The organism is Nostoc sp. UIC 10630, from assembly GCF_010747425.1.
Classification (GTDB): domain Bacteria; phylum Cyanobacteriota; class Cyanobacteriia; order Cyanobacteriales; family Nostocaceae; genus Nostoc.
Genome location: NZ_JAAGOG010000079.1, coordinates 1 through 20819, shown reverse-complemented (window position 1 = coordinate 20819; position 20819 = coordinate 1). Strand labels below are relative to the sequence as shown.

Here is a 20819-nt window from a genome sequence, read left to right as displayed (position 1 = left end):
AAGGAATAAAGGTCTACTGAATTTTGTTCAAAAATCAAATATGAGTCCTATAGAAATTATCTCTAAAATATCTGATAACTTATTTTGTAAACATTTTTTGAAATGCGGCTTTTTTGGCTTGTTTGCGATCGCAAATACTGACATGATGACTAGATTGCTGTGGATAGGCCCAATTAAACCTCGACTGCGGTGAGTGTTGAAGCTTAGTGCAATCGAGGCTTCAGAGGTTGTTTTAAAAGTGTTTCCCTGTGAATTTAGACAGGAGGATTTCTGCGATTATGTTAACGCAAACCTAAAATTTCGGAAATCGCCGTAACAATATCCAAATAAAAGTTGCCTTTTACTGCGCGAAACAATTCAAATTTAGAATCAGGGGCACCAAAAAACGGTCTGAGAAACCATCCTAACTGCATACCAACAAAGGCATAAAGCAATAACCAGGATCTTAAAATAGTGGTGCGGGTTTTTTTACCAACTTCATCTTGTTGAGAGAGTAATTGCATCCCTTCATATAAAAATTTCACACCAAAGATGCCTGTAATACCAAAAATTAGCACATTCAATAGTTTGAAAAATTGATAGGAATCTGGTGTAGTGATGAGAAAAAATAGTGTAACTGGTGCCAAGCTAAATAAAAGTACGCTAATCACTGATACAGAAGTGAGTAATACAACGAAATGCTGTAAAACACTGCTCCGAGAACCAAACAGAACATTAAAAAAGAACAAAGTCGGGAAACAAATAATCAGTGTGATTAAATAGAAGACCGGAAGTTTAATTGCACCAGATAATGCCTGTGCCCAACTATGGGATGCACCGATAATTGCTCCATAAAGAGCAAAGAATATAGAACTAGTTACGAATAGAGAACTGATTTTATTTTGTAACCTGACTCCCTGACGAATTTCTTCTAAAAAAGACTGGCGATCGCGCAGTAAATTAACCAAGACACCAAATTGTTGAATTCCGCGATTTTGCTTTTTCAGCATAATTTTATAGTTTGTATATTTTGTGAAATTACTAATGACTAATTAACGGAATCCAAAGAGATAGCTAAGAGATTTAATGACGCTCAAATAGAAATTACCTTCTCTTTCACGGAATAGTTCAAAGATAGAACCCGGTGTACCAAAAAACGGTCTGAGAGTCCATCCTAACTGACTACCTACGAAAGCGTAAAGAAATAGCCAAAATTGCAAAATCTTTTGGCGTGTCTTACTACCTTCATCATCTTGTTCTAAAACTAAACTCGTCGCTTGATATAAAGACGAAACACCAATAAATCCAGTTAATGCAAAGATGAATACATTTAACAGAATCAAAAATTGGTAATTATTCGTGGTAATCAAGAAAAATAAGGTGATTGGTGCAAAGCTAAATAAAAGTACGCTTGTGACTGAAACCGCAGTTAATACTAATGCTAAATGCTGTGCAAAAGTCCGCTTTGAACCAAAAATGATGTTAGCAAAAAACAACGTCGGGATACAAATCAAAAGTGTGATTAAATAAAGGGCTGGGAGTTTAATGGCGGAAGACAAAGCTTGCATCCAGCTATGGTATGCACCAATGATTCCGCCATACGCGGCGAGAAATAAGGAACTGCAAACCAGCAGAGAAATGATTTTAGTTGGTAATCTCGTACCTTGGCGAATTTCCTCCAGAAAACCTGGGCGATCGCGCAGGAATCCAATCAGCACTGCAAAGTATTTGATTCCTAATGATTTCCGTTCAATCATGTTATCCTCACACAGTTAAAATTCTAAGTTTCATCTGAGTAATCACCGCCAGAACCATACTTCCAGGCATCAACCAAACGATGCCAATAATATTGTTGTTCATTTGGTTGATTCTTAATCCATGTTTCTAACATTGGACTCAACCAAAACAAGGCAGTATATACACCTAAATTACCGTAATGTAGCGTCCAATCTAATAAACTTCCTAAACCTACTTGCGGAATGATTTTGGCAACTATTCCCGGATGAGATAAACCAGTTTTTAACAGTGTTTGGGTTAGTGCCGAAAACTGCACTATATCCTGTAAAAATGGTTTTAACACTGGTGTACCCAACTGTTGCATTTCTTCAAATACTGCTGAGAGGAGTTGGTTAATTTGATCTGGGGCAATTTTCTGATTTATACCAACACTCATCGCTTTTTGAAACAACCAGGTAACAGTCAGGCTTGGCTGATAGGGTTGCAACAGTGCTAAAGCTTTTACAGATAGTTGTTCTGTTTCTAGCGCTTCGTAAATGCCATAAGTTAAACGCTTCAGGTGACGCACCATTGCCCCAAAACCACCAAAACTCAAGGGAGACTGACTACCACTGCTGTCTCCGGCTGGTAAAATGCGATTCCAAGGAGTTTTGAGAGGACTTTGCCGATAGGTGGGAAAGAAGCCAAATAGCGCTCGTTGAAATTTCAGCTTGCTCAATTCCACTCCCTGATATTCTGGTAAGAGACGCAGATATTCTTCAAATAGACCTTCTAAACTCAAACGTTGGGGATGTGCATCCATATAGGTAAACAAATAAGTGGTTCTGCCATCCCTGGCTGGGAAAGCTTCCCAGAAGTACTGACATTGATTTTGCAAAGGCGTAAATGATAACAACAAGTCGCCTGAGCTATTTTCCGCAAAACCTTGGGCGCAACTTCCGACAACTAAGCACAGCGCGTCTGGTTTTTTGCCTTGGCGTGCTTGTTGGCTGATTGGTGAAAGATGTCCCATTGCGTCGATTAATAACCGAGTTTTGAATTGGTTATTTACCATCACCCCATCTGGATGAACAATCGCTTCAGTAAAGGGTGTATTTTCTAACAACTTTCCACCCACTGCGAGAAATCGGGTTTTCAATGTCGCCAGGAGATAAACTGGATCTACGCCAATATTCAAGACATCTTCTACCCAAACTTCTGTACCGCCATCAAAACTAACTCGCGCTGGGTTATATTTAGTTGCGATCGCAGTTTCTAATTCATCCTCAGTCAGCAAGTTTAATTCCACAAACACATCTAATTCTTGCCGAGAGATATTCCACTCTTGTTCTCTCCCCCGTAAAATACCCCGTTCCATCAACGCTACCCGCAGTCCCTTCACCGCTAAGGCGCAACCAATTAAAATACCTAAAGTGCCACCGCAGATCAGCACATCAAAGTCTACAACGCCTAAAGGCTGTTGACTTTCTTTAACTAACTGTGGTGCGGGTGCGGAGTTTTCGCGCAGAGATGTGAGGATGCGATCGCCTTGACGCAACCCTCCTAAAACATCACCTGGTAATTGGGAAAGAATTTCTTCAGTTAAAGACATCGGGTTTGATTCCAGCAAAGTTACTAGTATTGATCGTATCTTTGCTGGAACAACGCGCTTAGAGGTTGTTTGAAAAGTCCTCTTCTCGGTAACAAAAGTTTTAGATCCCCCTAAATCCCCCTAAATCCCCCTTAAAAAGGGGGACTTTAATTCCGGTTCCTCCCTTTTTAAGGGGGGTTAGGGGGGATCAATAAGTGCCTAAAATCACAGCTAACTACTTTTCAAACAACCTCTTATCCCAAACCGAATAGTTTTGCGATCGCAGGCAATAATTTATTACCAGCTTCAACCAGTGATGCGATCGCAGGTAAGCCAGGAAATATCCCTTTCAACATGGTGATAGCTGTCTTCGCCGTCTTTTGCTTAGTCGGTTCTTGGGGACTTTTACCCGCTTCTGCCAAACTGTTCACCTGTTCTAGCGCTTCGGCTTTGTCTTCTTCTGACAAATACGTAGATTGGATGATTGCATCTTGCAACTGCGACAATAATTCTTTGATTCCTGGTTTCTCGGCATCAGTTGAATCAGGTAACTGATTGAGGGCAATACTCACGTTACCGCTAATGGTTCCTAGATTAGCAATAGAATTATTGCCAGCGATACCGCTAACATTACTGCTGCCTTCAATATTGATGCCGCTGATATCTGACATATTTGTATCTCCTTGAGTATAAAATTTCGGCTGCTTGAGAGCAGTATCTACCATATTTTCTAAACTAATAATGCGCTTATCTTTTTCTACCAGCAATAATTGCTGACTCTGCGATAAAGCTTTGAGTTGATTATAATCATCAAAATATTCTGCACTCAGTTGAGATTTATCGCTCCCTGCGGCGGTTTTGGCTCTGAGCAAGATTTTATCATCGCCGCGTTTCTCCATTGCCACGATTTCTAACTCGGCTTCGGGATGGTTTTGGGCGAGGTTTTTGAAAGCTATGGCAACAGCACGAGGGTCAACGCCTTGATTATGGTAAAGGTCGAGGGTGTCAAAAATTGGCTTGATAAAGTCGGCAAAATCTCCGTCTGCAAATATCTCTTGTTTATTATCAGGTTTGCGGAGGGGGTCAGGATCTTCTTTGGTGGGTAAGCGCATGAAGACATATTCACACCTCACCCCATGCAATTTAGTTGTATTTGTAATGCCCCAATCTTCAATGTAAGCGCCCGTGAGTGTTGCACCTGTTAAATCTGTGTCGTCTAGTTGCGTTTGCTTGAGCTTTGCTCTTGACAAATCGGCATCTTGCAAGTTTGCTTCACTGAGGTCAGCGCCAATAAAGCTGGCATCTGCTAGGTTAGCTTTTTGTAAGTTGATACCCCGCAGATATTCACGGTCAAAGTTGTTGTCTTGTCCCTGTCCTGTAACTAGCAGTTGACGTACTTGTGAGTTTTGCAGATAAGTTGAACCAGGACGAACACGGTCAAGCATTTTGGCTTGATGCCAACGGCTACAGATAAGAATAGTGTTTCGGAAATCTGTACTTTTGAGTGTGGCTTGGGTGAAATCAGCATTGGTTAAGTCAGCACCACGAAAACTTGTACCTCCTGTTGCAGCAAAGGCGATCGCAAGATTATGAACCAAGGAATATTTTTCGTCTCCTTTCATTGCTCGCCAACTAATGTAAATGCTAAGTAAAATTCCAGATCCGTCTAAAACTAAGGCTCCAGCTGCATTTGTTACACTTATTCTTATATTGAAGTCTGCACCTCCTAGAAAGGTTAATACTCCGAATATAGCTAGAAATACAGCCCCAGTTCCGGCTATAGCAAAAGATCCGGCGAAAAGAGCGGCTCCGGTTTTGGCTATGGCAAAAGCTCCGGCTAAGGCTCCAGATCCAACTACAGACCCAGCTACAGCGAAAGCTAAAGCTAAGGCTCCAGCTCCAGATCCGGCTACAGACCCACTGATGCCTTCGCCACTGACTCCAACTAAGACTACGGCTGTACCTACAGCTGTGGCGAAGACTACGGCTCCGGCTATAACAAAGGCTACGGCTCCGGCTAAGGTTCCTACTCCTTGGTGAATTGTGGTCAAAAAGAAGGCAATTAATAAAATTAAGGTAGTCCAGCCCACGATTTGATTATGTAAGCTGGATTGGTTAAATATTAGTGATACCAAATAACCATTGAGAGACCAGACAAATCCTGATAGTCCCGACAACAAACATGAAACAAAAACTAAGAGAATTGCCCAACGACGTTGCAGTCCAGCTTTGGCGTGGCTGAAGTTTGCTCCTGTCAGGTTGGCATTGGTGAAGTTTGCCCCTCGGATGTCGGCATAGCTAAAGTTTGCACCCGCAAGGTCTTGTCTACCTTTGAAGTTGCGTCCTCGAAGATTTTGACCGGAGAAGTCTAAAGCCATGTTCCACTTTACAGAGGTGAGCAAATTTTACTACACGCTCACCCCTGTAAATTTAAGAATGGTTAGATATTTTTCATGAATGGAGTTCAAAGTCTCGTTCACGAGTATAAAAGGCTCGTTCACGAGTATCAAAGACTCATTAACGGAGTTCAAAGACTCATTCACGAGTATAAAAGGCTCGTTAACGGAGTTCAAAGACTCGTTGACGAGTATAAAAGACTCGTTAACGGAGTTCAAAGACTCATTCACGAGTATAAAAGACTCGTTGACGGAGTTCAAAGCCTCGTTCACGAGTATCAAAGCTTCGTTAACGGAGTTCAAAGGCTCATTAATGAACCTCAAAGCTTTGTTAACGAAGTCTTATACCATTTTCTAACCGCCCTTTTAACCTTAGTGGTTGTTTGAAAACTATTTTGCTGTGACTTTAAACACTTTTAGATCCCCTCCAACATCCCTTAGAGGATGTTTTAAAAGTCCCCTTATGGGTATCAAAAGTTCAGATCCCCCTAAATCCCCCTTAAAAAGGGGGACTTTAATTCCGGTTCCCCCCTTTTTAAGGGGGGCTAGGGGGGATCTAGAAGTACTTAAAAGCACAGCCAAACACTTTTAAAACATCCTCTTAAAAAGGCAGGAAGCGAAATCAAAATTTACCTTGATAATGGGGATTTAGAAGGATCGAAAACTTTTGATACTGACAAAAAGACTTTTCAAACATCCTCTGAATTTGACTATGCCCTTACCAAGGTATTTGTATCATTATGACAGTTAAACGCTATTAGCAAATTCCATAATACTGCTGCTTAATAAATAGGGGGTAAAACCCCTCAAGCCTCAAGTTTTTAACTCTGCTAAAGCAAAAAAATACCCCAATTAGAAAATTTAAAAACCTGCCAAAATGGCAACCACATTCTAATTACCCAAGTTAAATTGTACGAAGATAAACGACTTCAAGGGTTTTTATCAGGGACTACCATAGAAGCAAATTAATTTTGTAAAACCCTATTTATTTACTAAATGATTTCCAAGAAACTATCTCTACTAAATTATTTGCAGAGTATTTTTATCAGCAGATAAATATCAATAATTAGGTTTGGCCTTTGCTGCAACAGGAATATTAAATATGTATGGACGTTGTTGTTGAGATACGCATTAGCCCCTAAATAACGGGCAACGTCTGTATACATTCCTGTTCACTTCAGCAGCAAATGGCAGAGTGGGAGTTTGAAAGCTGACTGATATGCTTCCTCCCACTCTTTTTTATTTATAGGACTAGGGCGTGTTTTCAAAGTCTTAGAGGTTGTTTGAAAAGTGTTTCGCTGTGACTTTAGGCACTTTTAGATCCCCACTAACCCCCCTTGAGAAAGGGGGAACCGGAGTCAAAGTCCTCCTTTTTAAGAAGGATTTAGGAGGATCTACAACATTTTGTTTTTGTACAGAGATATGTGTACACCGTAGCTTTTTAAGAGGGACAAAAATCCCTCAAAGTCCCCCTTTTTAAGAGGGATTTAGGGGGATCTAATTCTATATTGACTTAGAAGTTGTAGCCAAGTCCTAGTTGTAACCCTACATCAGTTTGATCCATAAAAGCAGCATTTACAGCGCCATTTAATGTAAATCGAGAACCGAGAGGAATGTCTACACCACCAGTTAGCAGTAATCCAAAGTCAGTATCGAGATTAGCTTCGATCGCTACACCAGCACCTATATAAGGAGATATAAAGAAGGTTCTGTCGCCGACATCAGCAGAGGCACGAGGGGTAAAATCCAAAGTCAAGGGAACCAAAAACACTGTATCATCCCCAAATAGCACTGATGGTCGCACTGAGATATTGCGTGTCAAACCAATTTTACTGATTACTGCAAAGTTACCATCGCTCAAAGCTGTATCGTTGCCGCTCAAACCAATGTTACCAGCAACCCCGATATAGCTAGGGCCACCAAGAGTAGTTCTACCTGGTGTAACAGTAGGCGTTGTTCCATCTGTATTCCCTGTTGGTGGTTGATTTAACTGACTGATGTTAACATCAGGCGGGACAAGGACTTGGTTAATTGCATGGATAACACCATTGCTAGCTTTAACATCCGCCTGGATAACTCTGGCATTATTGACTGAGATTTGATTGCTAGCGCGATCGATTTGAATATTTACAGGTCTTTCTTCAGCAGTTTGCAGTTCCCCAGCCGCGAGTTGACTAGAAGTGACTGCACCAGGAACCACGTGGTATGTCAAAATCTTAATCAATGCTTGTCTATTTTCTGGTTGCTGTAACTGCTGTAAGGTAGCAGCAGGTAGAGCAGCAAATGCTTGATCTGTGGGAGCGAAGACTGTATAAGGGCCTGGCTGTTGAAGAACATCTGTTAAGCCGGCTGCCTTTAATAAAGAAGTCAGAGTTGTAAGAGAACTACTGGATGAAGCAAGAGTTACAATATCGCTACCAGTTTGAGTCCCACCAACAATATACTGACTAGCTGGAAGATTGCTAGCAATGGGTTGTACTCGTCCCTGTTTAGCCAAAGCTTGATATAAGAGTGCCGCAACTTCAGCACGAGTTAAAGTTTGTTGGGGATTGAGTTGTTTTACATCTGGGTAATTAACAACAATATTAGATTGTGTTGCACTAGTAACACTGGCAATGGCATACTGCGGGATACTTGAAGCGTCGGTGTAGTAGGTGCTGAGGTCAGTACTGGCTCCAGTGTTACTAGCAGTTAAGCCCAAACCACTTGTTAAAGCAACGATCGCCTGTACCTTGGGTATTTGTTGATTTGGCGAAAACACGTTCCCAGGATAGCCTGCCAAAAATCCAGTTTCGTAGGCGTACTGAATTACAGAAGATGCCCAATAGCCAGCAGGAACATCACGAAATCCACCTGCGCTTAATTGCCGAACTCGGTTTTGGTTAGGGAAAGCTTTTTGAATCAGGGCAGCAAATTCAGCACGAGTCACGGCTTGATTTGGTCTGAAGCTGCCATCAGGAAAGCCAGCAATCACATTATTGTCAGCTAGGGCTTGAATGAAGGGACGCGCCCAATAATCTGAGGAAACATCAGATAAGTTAACTGTTGAAGTCGGAGATGGTGTTGCAGGGGATGGTGTTGTAGGGGATGGTGTTGTCTCAGATGGAACGGTATTTTGAGATGAAGCTGGGGTAGAAATTACGATGGGAGTTATTGTAGCAGCTGTCATTCCCAGAACTAGTAAAGCAACCCTTGCTGATGGCCAACGAAAAAAACTAAACATAGAAATATCCTCTTTTGAAATTCTTGGATTGACTATTGGAAAATACTGGGTGCAAGGTTAAGTTAATACAAATATCCAGATGAGTGCTTGGTTTACATCGATTATGGATGGGAAGCCCAAATACAACCGTTAACTCTGGAAAATCAAAATGTTGGACATTATGAGTAGCTGCTCTGACATCTCATCACATTTATCCAAATATTCACCACAAATAGTATTATATTCCTATTTGATTTTTAAATAACCGCAGATAACACTAATAACGATAATCAGTGATTCTGTGGTAATATCCTACGCTGCAAGAATAAATATCATTAGTGCAGGTAGACGATTTTCTCAGTTCTAAAATCGCCATCAAGCAGTAAGAAAATTGGCTTTCAATAGCCGTTTCTTTATAATTGCCGACGAGGGTTAATACCGTCAAGCTCAATGCATCACGATCTTTAACAAGGTTTAAGAAGTAGCAATGTATGTTGACGATATGATGTATTATTAGCCTTTAATCGAGATTATACAACTAACTAATGGCTAGATTACGATCAAAAACTTTCACTCTTTAGATAGTTGTCCTTGATAGAAAAAATTCTAATACTAGACTGGAAATTAGCGATCGCAATCAAAGATTTGGGGCATGATTGCGCCAAGATTTTTACCTCGGAATTATTCTTTTGCAAAAGACAATTTTATGAAAATCAATCCAAGGATAAACTAGGATTTTTGATAAGAGTCACGCAAACCTACACGCGTAAGCAATACTTTTCGGTTAAACCCAATAATCTCTCTTTTGGTCTGGGGAAAGGTTAAAGGGCAATGGGGAAAGGGAAATTCACACCCTTTCCCCTTTCCCCCAAAACCCGAAAAGTATTGCAAGCGTAAGGGCAATTTATAAATTACCCCTACCTGAAAATAAAGGTTTCGGCTATTGTTTGCGTAAGTCCTATTTGAATTTCAGAGAAGTGTAACGTCTCTTCGCATTTTGAGCCAGTCACAAGTGTTACTTATCTTTGACCTAGCAAATCTGCAATTGAGGTTATTAATTCAGTTGGTTGTACTGGCTTGGCAATATGTTTCTGAAAACCAGCTGCTAGAACTCGATCGCGATCGCTTTCTCCCGCATAAGCTGTAAGAGCGATCGCCGGAATTTCCCCTCCCTCTTCCTTTGGCATAGCTCTGAGCAGCCTAATCAGGCTGTAGCCATCCATCTCTGGCATTCCTAAATCACTGATTAATACATCAGGTATGGTCTTGACTATGACAGCCAGCGCCTCAGTTACCGATGCTGCAACAGTTGTTAGTGCCCCATTCTGTTGTAGGAAGAAGTGCAAAAACTCCCGTGTATCAGCATCATCATCAACAATCAATACCCGTAGTCCAGCGATCGCTAACGAGTTAAGTTTCTCTCTACCTCCCCCAGTTTTCTCATCTCCCCTAATCTCTTTCATCACAGGCAGTCTCACAATAAAAATTGCTCCCTGTCCTTCTCCTGCACTAGCTGCTGTTATAGTTCCACCATGCAGCTCTACCAGGTTGCGAACTATTGCCAATCCCAATCCCAGCCCGCCAAATTTTCTGGTTGTACTGCTATCAGCTTGACGAAAATATTCAAATACGTGGGGGAGGAATTCAGGGGAAATCCCTTGTCCAGTGTCTTTAACTTGAATCAGTGCTGAGTGGGAAGTCAATTCCACACTTGAAGAGAGGCTGATTTCCACAAATCCGTTAGGGGGAGTGAACTTGACAGCATTCGAGAGTAAATTCCCTACAACTTGCTGTAGGCGATAATAATCGCCTGACACTTTACCAACATTAGGGTCAAGCTGTATTTTGATCTGAATGGATTTGCTTTCTGCGATTAACCGGACTGTTTCTAATGCAGCATCAATTACAGATGCTAGGTTAACAGTGGCAAAAGTCAGGTTCAACTTACCGCGAATAATTCGGGATACATCCAGCAACTCATCAATTAATTGAATCTGCAATTGAGTATTTCTTTCGATGGTTTCTAAGGCCCGATTGGTAGTAGCTTCATTAAATTTGCGGCTTTTGAGTAGCGATGACCAGCCTAAAATTGGGTTGAGGGGCGATCGCAATTCGTGGGAGAGAATGGCGAGAAACTCATCTTTGTTTCGGTTTGCCTGTTTGAGTTCCTCTGCTTGCTGTCTAAGTGTCTTTTCTAATTGCTTCCTTGGAGTTAAGTCCAGAATAAAACAGATCCAAGATGGCGGATCTTTCTCTACCAAAGCACCACCAATTAGTATAGGAATGCGCGAACCATCTTTGCGGATATATTCTTTTTCAAAAGGATTACATACTCCAACCGTTAAAAGTTGCTCTATCCCCTGCTCATCAAGAGCGTGATATTCCGGTGGAGTCATCTGTTTTCGGCGTACCTTACCTGCTAATAATTCCTCTCGCGTATAACCCACCATTTCTAAAAAAGCCTCGTTCGCCTCAGTAATATGGTCTGGTGTCGCGAACATAATGCCAATAATATTAGAATCAACTAAGCGCCTTAATTGAGTTTCACGTTGGCGCAAATCATTTTCTATCTGTTTGCGCTCAGTAATATCCTGAGCAGTACCCATCATCCGAACTGGCTGATCGTCGGCTTCGTAAAAGACACGACCTTTAGCAGCAATCCAATGAATGCTACCATCAGACCAAAGACTGCGGTATTCAATGTCATACTCAACCTTTTCCTGAAAACAACGAGCGATCGCTTCATTGAGGCGTTGACGATCTTCTGGATGTATGCAGTTGAGGAAAAGCTCATAGCTCATTTCGACTTCTGGGCCTAGTCCAAATAGCTCCTTACATTTCTCTGTCCAAACTAACTCGTTGCTGGTAATATTCCAAAACCACATACCCAGTTCCGCAGCAGAAGTGGCTAACCGAATTCGTTCTTCACTCTCGCGCAGGTTTGTTTCAATTTGCTGGCGATCGCGCAGTATAGCTTGCTGTTCGGTAATATCAGTACTAGCACCAACGACCCTAACTACCTGACCATTGGTATCCCGGACAGCAAAACCCTGGTCTTGCACCCATAAATAGCGGCCATCTTTGTGACGGATTCGATACTCAATACTATAACGGTTGCCATTGGCCATACTAGCCATGAACTGGTCATTAACTCTTTGTTGGTCATCGGGATGGATAAGTTGTTGCCACCACTCGAAGGTAGGTTCAGCTTCTTGTTGTGTGTAGCCAAAAACCTGGGTTAAACCCTGAGTTCTTTCCACACTACTTCTGTGAATTTCCCAGTCATAGATTAAGCAATTAACCGCCGCAGCTGCTAGCTCAAACCTTTCGTTACTTTGCCGCAGTGAAATTTCTATGTGTCGTCGCTCTGTAATATCAAAAGCAATGCCTAAAAGATATTTCGGGAATCCCTCAACAGTTCTGCTATATACGGTGTCATAGCTACAAAACCAACGCCACTCTCCATTAACATGTCGAATGCGGTACTCAAAACTGAGGACTTCGCCTGGATGGGCAGAATTAAATCTTTCAAAATAAGTAGGGAGTTGAGCTAAATCTTCAGGGTGCAGAAGTTGGGTAAATAAATCCTTTCCCATTGCCTGGATTTCTGCTGGTGTGTAGCCCCAACCTTGAGCAATTTCGTAATTAACATAAGAATTTCGCTCCTCTATGAGGTCATATATGTAAAGTATCCCCGGCAGAGTACCAGCAATTTGTTGGAACAAACGTTGACTATCCCACAGTATCTGAGATTCATTTGCATCAACAAGAGAGGCAAGAGGAACAATACTCTCAGCCTCTGGCTGCAACCAACTTTCTTCTTCAACTTGTTGAATATCTTCAGTACAGTTACATTTTTCCTCAAGTTGTGCGTGCTTAAATTCTGTAATATCCGAAAAAGTTGTGATGATCGCAAAGGGAGTGTCTATTCCACCTTGGAACAGAGGTTGTGAAGACAACGATAGCCAGACTAGCTGACCATTTGGCTTATAAAAGCCACACACCATATTTAAGCAAGGTTTACCTGTTTTCTGAGCAGCGATCGCTGGGTGAGTTTCGTTAGGTAAAGGAGAGCCATCTTCATGAAGAAATTGCCACTTGGAATCGAGCAAGTTCTGCCCTACAAGTTGTTCTGTGGTTAGTCCCAAAATGCGATCGCAAGCTGTACTGCAAGCCTGGATAGTACCATCCGCCAACTGAAGCACCATTCCCTCTTCTCCACTGGCTAAGAGCGAATAATTTGCTTTTTTACTAACTTGCCGATGCAGCAGCTTTTCATTAGCCAGCTGGTTTTGGGACTTTTCCGCGTCTGGCATTCTGTAAAGTTAAATAAATTTAAAGTTAATTTAAGATTCAGTGGCTTGTACTTACATAAATTTTAGCCTTATTTCTTCCATTTTTAGGCAAAATATTACTATCTAGTCGGCTTTCCCAGTTGCCGATAAGTCTAAATTTAGAAAGCTATCCAGAGAAGGGTATTAAGGTTATGCCGAATCAACCTCAAGTATAGATAACGTGATGATTATTACACGCTCAACATTATGTAGTAGTTTTTAGTTAAAAATTTAAATTTCTTGTGATATATTTCTGTAATCTACAATACCCGTGATGTAGATAATATTGTCGGAGATTTTAAAATTTAGTATTATGTCTAGTCAAGAGCCAAATTCTAATCAAGCATTTCAGCAAACACAGGCTACTGGAACAAAAAAAAGGAAACTACAACCTCCCCCAGACATCAAAAAACCAAAGAAAACCGAATAAAAGCTTTATAGTCAGTTTTAGAGATTTAATTTCAATTAAGTCTCTACACTTTTCATAAAAATAAATCAGCTTATACCAATTCTATGGGAAGCGGCACAAAATCAACCTTGATAAAACAAGAAGCTTAAGCCCCTTGTTCTATACAACGTCAAAAATAATCGGTATTATTTATTTTTCGCTTGAGTCTTTGCCTGTTCTAAAGCTATTTCTTTAATAGCCTGATATGAATTAACATTTGAAGTCCCTTCAATAGCTTTAACTGCCAAATCCTGAACTTGCTTGAGAGCAGATTCAAGTTGTTTAGAAAGATTTTGAATCCGCGTCTCTTGATTAGTAATAGTTTGTTCTAGAGATTGCAGCCTTTGTTCATAGAAACGCTTTTGCCCTTCTACTTCCTTAGAATATAAATCTGATTTTACTTTCGCCTGGTAATGGGCAATGCCTTTGCCTTCTTCTGTAGCTTTTTTGATAGCTGCTTCTTTATCTTTCGGGAAAGCCTCTACTTTCGCTTTTAATTCTTCAAATTGTTTCTCTCTCTCAGAAATTGCTTTCTCTCGTTCAGCCCACTGTTTCTCTGTGTCTTGTAGTAATTCTTCTAGTTGTTTATATAGTGCTTTCTGCTCTTGTTCGTATTCGTCACTTTGCAGTTGTCGTTGGAGTTCTAAATTATATTTATACTCTGAAGCATCGCGTTGTCGAGTTTTCTTCAAGTTTTCATTCCGTTCTTTTATAGCCCGTTGCTGTTCTTCCTGTTCTTTTCCCCAAATATTTCTTTGTTCTAGTATTTCTTGGAATAACACTTCAGAACGCTGGTTATATTCTTCCTGATAAGCTTTCGTATTATCTTCATAAGATTGGATGAGAGTATCCAAGATATCATCAGAAATTTCTAAATTGTGCAGCTGTGTTAATTGTTGGATTTCTTCTTCTAAATTTCGCCTGATTTCTTCCAATTTAGAGGCTTTTGTGGTTAGCTGTTCCGATAATTCATTAGCAGCACTGCCAAAACCTAATTGAATCTTTGCCAAGCTTTCAATTGTATTGTTCATCTTCTGTTGGACACTCGAAAGCTGATTCATAGCTGTTTTTTGTTCTAATTTAGGCTGTTCTTTTGTTCCAGACTGGCTTTCTTTGGCAACTTTTTCAAGTTCCGATTTTAGTGCTGCTTTTTCTTTAGCTAACTCCTCAAACGCCTGAAGAATTTCTACTTTAGTATTCTTATCAGTCGGCTTTTTCACCACCACAACAAACCTCCTCTTCAGGAATTAAAAATGGTTAAGATGCTACAGACTCGTAACTATTTAGGATTTGAACTACCAAAAGCCCTCATAGCTAAGTCTTGTGCTTGTTTTAATGCAGTTTGCAATTGAGCAGAGATACCTTCTATTTGCTCAGACTGTTTCTTAATTGTTTCTTCCAGAGATTGAATTTTTTGTTCATAACTCTGTTTGTTAGATTCCCATTCTCTCTCAAATAAATCAGCCTCAATCTTAGCTTTTTGGCTTGTTTCTTTAATTGCTTCTTCTCTAGCTTTCTTAACGGCTTCTTCCAGTTCGTTAGGAAATGTAGTTACCTTTTGCTCATAGTCTGCAAACAGTGGTTGGCGTTCAGCGAATATCTTTTCTCGTTGTGCCCAATCTTTATTTTTCTTTTGAGAATTCTCTTGTATTTCTCTTTTTTGTTGGCGCTTTATCGCTTCGTAGCTATCTGTATTGAGTTTACGAGTCGTTTCTAACTTATATTGAGATTCTTCTTGTTCTTGCTGGCGCTCTTTGACTAATAAATCGTTATACTCTTGGAGTTTTTCTTCATACTCAGCTTGCTCTTTTTGCCATTCTTTCCGCCTAATTGTAATTTCTTTTTCTAGTGCTTCCCTTTTGCTGATAGTATCTTGCTCTAGGGTTTTTAATTTTTCTTGGTGTTCTTGACTTAAAATGTCTAGAGTATCCGCTACAACTCTGATTTGTTGAAGCTCTTGTAAGCGTTGAGTTTCAATTTCTATAGCTCGGTTCAATTCATCTAACTTAGAATTTTCCTGAGCTAGTTTTTCAGATAACGCATTGAGAATACTGCCAAACTCCAATTGTAAATCAGCTAAACCTTTGACAATACTATCAACCGTATATGCAGAAGCTGCTTGCAGAATTTCTTGACTTTTTGCCTTGTCTGCTTCCTCTTGTTTGGTTGCTATTTTAGATTCCAGCTTTTTTCTTTGGATAATAATTTGTTGAAATGCTTGCATTAGTTGTTGTTTGCTGTCCTTGACTCCAACTGTAGTCATCTTCCAACTCCCTTCAATAGGCAAATGATTTATTGGGTAGCAAGCCATACCAATGACTACCCTATGCAGACATCAGAGTAGCCTTTAAATCAACATTTTTAACGCAGTGGAAATACTGAATTGATCGACATAGGACACTTAGGTGGTACGAATTTTCCACAGTTATGTCCTTCTATTTTTCAGTTATAGTTTTCCCTTTGAGATTTGTTAGTACTTTTGTACTAAGATAAATATACCTAACCTTATCTCTTTTTGTCAAGATAATGCTTTATATAATTGCGCCACCCAACAAAGTATTAAAAGCTGGCAATCATGGTGATTTAGGAGAATGATGTTGAATGTATTACTTTTTGTAAAGAAAATCTAAAAGAATTAACCCTAGCACAAGCGCCGTAGCCCTAAGGCGAGATAATAAGTTTAATCATGCTAATTGATACAAGCACAGTCCCAGACTTTTGTGATATCAATGTATACCACTGAATCGACCAAATACTCTGCCAGAACGGAAATTGGACAAACCAGCCGTATTCTAGTAGTAGAAGATGAAGAATTAATCCAGGAAATGCTAGCTGTAGCCCTGGAAGAAGAAGGTTACGGGGTGGTAACTGCACCCGATGGGCGATCTGCTATAGAGTATCTCAAAAGTTTTGAAACCAACTCAGGGGAAGTTCCCTTTGATTTGATCATTCTTGATTTGATGCTGCCGCAAATCAATGGGCTAGATATATGCCGTTTGCTGCGTCATCAAGGAAACCCAGTACCGATTTTAATGCTCAGTGCTAAAGGTAGTGAAACTGACCGCGTTCTGGGGTTGGAGGTGGGAGCAGATGACTACCTGACCAAACCTTTTAGTATGCGTGAGTTAGTAGCTCGTTGTCGCGCTTTACTCCGCCGCCAACGCCTAAGTAATTTACCACAACTACCAGTATTAAAATTCAAAGATGTTACCTTGAATCCTCAAGAATGTCGGGTGCTGGTTCGTGGTCAAGAGGTGAGCCTTTCACCTAAAGAGTTCCGCTTGCTGGAATTGTTTATGAGTTACGCCCGGAGGGTATGGTCGCGGGAACAATTACTAGATCAGGTTTGGGGGCCAGATTTCGTTGGTGATAGTAAAACTGTAGACGTTCATATTCGCTGGTTGCGCGAAAAATTAGAGCAAGACCCCAGTCATCCCGAATATATTGTGACTGTACGAGGTTTTGGCTATAGGTTTGGATAATTAGTTTAGATAGTTGTTAGTTTTTAGTAGTCACCAACAAACTAACAACTCAAATGCTTTTATTGGGATTTTTTCTGGGTTTAGCAGTAGGCATTGGGTTTTGGATTTGGCAACAGGTTCAACTTAACCGCTACCTGGGGCGCTTATTCCGACCGTTAACCTCGCATTCTGACAAGAAGGGACTGCTGCTGATTCCTGGTTTATGGCAGGAAATAGCGATGGTGAAACAGCAACGGCAAGATTTGCAGCAATCATTGCAAACTTACCAAGACTTGCTAGATTTTGCACCAGTGGGATATTTGCAGGTAGATGAGGAAAATCAGCTGCTGTGGTGTAATCGGCAGGCGCAGGAAATTTTGTATCTGCAAAGGTGGCAACCAGAAGAAATACGTTTACTACTAGAGTTAGTACGGTCTTACGAACTTGACCATTTAATTGAGCAAACTCGCGATCGGCAAAAACCACAGGCGGGAGAATGGATATTTCATCCATCTTGTGATGATGCGGCAGAGATGCCAACAATCAAATCTCTAGCTTTGCGGGCATCTAGTTTGCCTTTACCTAATGGACAAGTAGGAGTATTTTTAGAAAATCGTCAACCCCTATTAGACATAAATCAAGTACGCGATCGCTCTTTTTCTGATTTAGCCCACGAACTCAGAACCCCCTTAACTTCAATTCGCTTGGTGGTGGAAACTTTACAAATCCGCTTGGAACCACCTCTAAATCGCTGGGTTAACCGTTTGATGCAGGAAGTCGATCGGCTGATTAACTTAGTGCAAAGCTGGTTAGACCTGACTCAAATGGAAGCAAACCCAACCATGCAATTGCAAGCCAAAGCTGTAGAATTGCGATCGCTAATTACATCTGTTTGGGAAACACTAGAACCGTTAGCACAGCGCCAACATCTATCTCTTTCTTATTCTGGCCCAGAAAATCTTTGGATTAAAGCAGATCAAGCCCGGATTTTCCAAGTTTTTCTCAACTTGCTAGACAACAGTATTAAATACAGTCCTCCTTCTACAAGTATTCGTGTTGAAGCGAAAATCTTATCAACAAAAAATCATGATGGTACTTCCCAAATTCTAGAAATAAATCTTATTGATTCTGGAGTCGGATTTTCTGAGGCAGATTTACCCCACGTTTTTGAGCGATTTTATCGAGGAGATAAGGCGCGAACCCATTCCCCACAAGATAGTAACTCCATCGGGGCGATCGTTGGCAATGGATTAGGATTAGCGATCGTTGAGCAAATTCTGATCGCCCACGGTGGCTCAATCAAAGCTATGAACCATCCAGAAACCGGTGGTGCGTGGATGCAACTTCAATTTCCTGAAGTTATGGCAAACTCCTTAAGCCAAGACTATAGTTAGTAATATCTTCACCTTTAAGACAACAAGTGTGAAAGCTGTCCATTATGGTTCCAATCCTCAAAGACCCGAACTAGCACGCGCCATTAGGCGCTTAGAACGGGACGTATTACGCATGGGTGCTTTGGTAGAACAATCATTTCGCCTCAGCCACCAAGCGTTATTTGCTCGTAACTTAACAGCAGCAAAGGAACTTCCTCTATTAGATAAAAAGATTGATCGCTTTTATCGTCAAATCGAATCAGACTGTACGGCGATTATGACGCTGAAAGCGCCTACGGCTCAAGATTTGCGCTGCTTGAGTGCCTTTATGCAATTGGTGCGAGACTTAGAGCGCATTGGCGATTATGCTGAAGATTTAGCTGAGATTGCGATTAAAATTTTTCCTTATGCGCCTCATACGTGTTTATCTGAAATTGAAGCCATGTCCCTTCACGCACAGGCGATGCTAGCAACTAGCTTGAAGGCTTTGGGAGATTTCGATGAAGGCGGTGGTCGCCGTTTAAAGCACCTAGATGACACTGTAGACGATGCTTACGATCGCGTTTATCAAACTTTAGCCCAACAACGGGATGTACCCGGTGTAGTCGAGCCAATTGTGCTGCTAGCACTGGCAATTCGTTGTCTAGAACGGATGGCAGATCATGCAACTAATATTGGTCAGAGGGTAGCATATATTGTCACCGGTCAACGCTCTTAATTGACGGTTCATTAGTCAACAGCCTAAAGTCACTACCTCTAGCTCCCAGATAAATGGGGTGGATCTTGATTTCAGTTCCCCTCTTTTTAAGACTATCCATTATCCGGATCTGTCTTAACATTTGCGATAGCGATCGCTTTTGTTTTTCTAACCTTGATTAGTTAGTCGTTAATTCTCAATAAAAACGCAGTATTAGCAAGAATATTAAGCGTGAATTTGTCAAGTATGCCTAATCCCTAAGTCTCTCAGATGTTTACAAAACAAAGGTTAAAAGATTGTAAAGAAAGATGTGAGTAACGTATAGATTTTTAAGTACAGGGCTGTTTTAGCCTACAAAGATTTGGCATAATAAGTAGTGAAGAACAATAAAATTTTTGGCTTTTATAGTTGGCAAATTATAGGCATGAAATTTTAATTATTATTACCACAAAATTAGCGATTATAATTATAAATCTGTATGAGCAGATAGAAAAATATTTACTGTTTAATTATAAAAATTGTAGCTTTTGATTCAGTTTTTCAGTGGTTTTTTTAGAGCTTGGATATCACGTACAAGCCAAAATATAATTACTGCTAAGGTTGGTAAAACCGTTAAAAAATCGTACAGTCGGATACCTCGTAGCAGATAGTAAAAAACAGTACTGCTACTACAAAAGAGGATGCTAGTAATCACGAATCTTTTTGAATTGGAATCTATATTTAAAGCTACGATTGCCAGCAGCACAGAGGAATACCAAGAGCAATACCAAGGAGCAGCAAACAAAAATAATATTAAGGTAATCCATCCTATATTTGTACTAAAACTAGTTGCAGAATATGTTTTTTTCAAATATGGTTTTACCAGAATAATTAAATAAGAAATTACAAATATAGAAAAGATTATAGGTTTAAATGTTGAGAATACAGTTGCTTGAAAAGTTACAGGAAGTTTTAGAATTTTATAACTTAGTACATTCTTAATCAAAGAATATAATGAACCGCCTACTCTGTCTTTAACGCCAGGATTGAAAAGGCTTGTCCAAGCATCGACTGAAGGTAAAGCTATCAGAGAAGTTGCAAAAATTATAGCTACAGAGATAAAAATGGCACTAAATAAAATTTTCCAACGTTGTTGCTTAATCAAATAAACAAAAATTAGAGGCAACCAAACAATTGGTAATGTTTTAATTAGAAAACCAATCCAAGCTGTAACAATTGCAGCTAGATAATTATAGTTTTTAAGGCATATTATCAAAATAATTAAAATGGTAGAAATGAAGACATCTACATGGGCATTTGTAACCTGCTCATACAGAAGTAATGGGCTAAGTAAATATGCAGTTGTCACATTTATCTTATAAGGGGAGTTTTTTAAATGCCCCCAAATTAAGTAACTATTTAATATATGGAATAAAAGACAGATTAATTTAAATATATAAATTCCTAAACTAGGAGTAATTGCAACGAAAAAGGCAGAAAATATAAAAAGTAGTTGAGATATAGGCCCATAAGTAGAAGTCTGTTTCCAAACAAGAAATGGAGACAATTCTGAAGTAAATGTGCTTGCAGGATTCAGAAAAGGGTTAATTCCATTTAAATACATCAAACCATAATGTATATAC

General features: G+C 40.2%; 13 protein-coding genes. 4 read left to right on the top strand and 9 right to left on the bottom strand.

What is annotated here, in order from left to right; all coding sequences use genetic code 11:
- Positions 1–40 precede the first annotated feature (40 nt).
- Positions 41–193 (top strand): hypothetical protein, encoded by a 153-nt coding sequence (locus tag G1O98_RS18950; protein ID WP_163930542.1) that lies wholly within the window; start codon positions 41–43, stop codon positions 191–193.
- A gap of 88 nt (positions 194–281) precedes the next feature.
- Here the strand turns inward: G1O98_RS18950 and G1O98_RS18945 are convergent, their stop codons facing one another.
- The 8 genes from G1O98_RS18945 to G1O98_RS18910 all read right to left on the bottom strand — a co-directional run bounded on the left by G1O98_RS18945 (position 282) and on the right by G1O98_RS18910 (position 15929).
- Positions 282–989 carry an actin-binding WH2 domain-containing protein gene (locus G1O98_RS18945; RefSeq protein ID WP_114082917.1) on the bottom strand — a complete coding sequence of 236 codons (708 nt, stop codon included), beginning with the start codon at positions 987–989 and terminating at the stop codon, positions 282–284.
- Between the two features lie 42 nt (positions 990–1031).
- Entirely contained in the window at positions 1032–1736 is a 705-nt protein-coding gene (locus G1O98_RS18940; RefSeq protein ID WP_163930540.1) for an actin-binding WH2 domain-containing protein, read from the bottom strand.
- Positions 1737–1759: 23 nt separating this feature from the next.
- Positions 1760–3307, bottom strand: a complete 1548-nt coding sequence (locus G1O98_RS18935; protein WP_163930538.1) for an FAD-binding oxidoreductase — start codon at positions 3305–3307, stop codon at positions 1760–1762.
- A gap of 233 nt (positions 3308–3540) precedes the next feature.
- Positions 3541–5664, bottom strand: a complete 2124-nt coding sequence (locus G1O98_RS18930) for a pentapeptide repeat-containing protein (protein ID WP_163930536.1) — start codon at positions 5662–5664, stop codon at positions 3541–3543.
- 1531 nt (positions 5665–7195) lie between these two features.
- Positions 7196–8905 (bottom strand): fasciclin domain-containing protein, encoded by a 1710-nt coding sequence (locus G1O98_RS18925; protein ID WP_163930534.1) that lies wholly within the window; start codon positions 8903–8905, stop codon positions 7196–7198.
- A gap of 998 nt (positions 8906–9903) precedes the next feature.
- Entirely contained in the window at positions 9904–13200 is a 3297-nt protein-coding gene (locus G1O98_RS18920; protein ID WP_163930532.1) for a PAS domain-containing protein, read from the bottom strand.
- A 612-nt stretch (positions 13201–13812) separates the two neighbouring features.
- Complete coding sequence (locus G1O98_RS18915; RefSeq protein WP_163930530.1) at positions 13813–14892, bottom strand: hypothetical protein; 1080 nt, start codon at positions 14890–14892, stop codon at positions 13813–13815.
- A gap of 53 nt (positions 14893–14945) precedes the next feature.
- Entirely contained in the window at positions 14946–15929 is a 984-nt protein-coding gene (locus tag G1O98_RS18910; RefSeq protein ID WP_163930528.1) for a hypothetical protein, read from the bottom strand.
- A 466-nt stretch (positions 15930–16395) separates the two neighbouring features.
- Here G1O98_RS18910 and G1O98_RS18905 point away from each other — a divergent pair, with 466 nt between their 5' ends.
- From G1O98_RS18905 to phoU, 3 genes are read left to right on the top strand one after another with little or no spacing between them, the layout of a single operon-like run.
- Positions 16396–17148, top strand: a complete 753-nt coding sequence (locus G1O98_RS18905) for a response regulator transcription factor (RefSeq protein ID WP_163930526.1) — start codon at positions 16396–16398, stop codon at positions 17146–17148.
- A gap of 53 nt (positions 17149–17201) precedes the next feature.
- On the top strand, positions 17202–18521 hold the full coding sequence (locus G1O98_RS18900; protein WP_163930524.1) for an ATP-binding protein: 1320 nt from the start codon (positions 17202–17204) through the stop codon (positions 18519–18521).
- A gap of 28 nt (positions 18522–18549) precedes the next feature.
- A complete protein-coding gene (phoU, locus tag G1O98_RS18895) occupies positions 18550–19218 on the top strand; it encodes a phosphate signaling complex protein PhoU (RefSeq protein ID WP_163930522.1) in 669 nt (222 codons plus the stop codon).
- A 511-nt stretch (positions 19219–19729) separates the two neighbouring features.
- Here the strand turns inward: phoU and G1O98_RS18890 are convergent.
- Positions 19730–20819, bottom strand: a 1090-nt coding sequence (locus tag G1O98_RS18890; RefSeq protein WP_163930520.1) for a hypothetical protein, incomplete at its 5' end; no start/stop codon positions are given.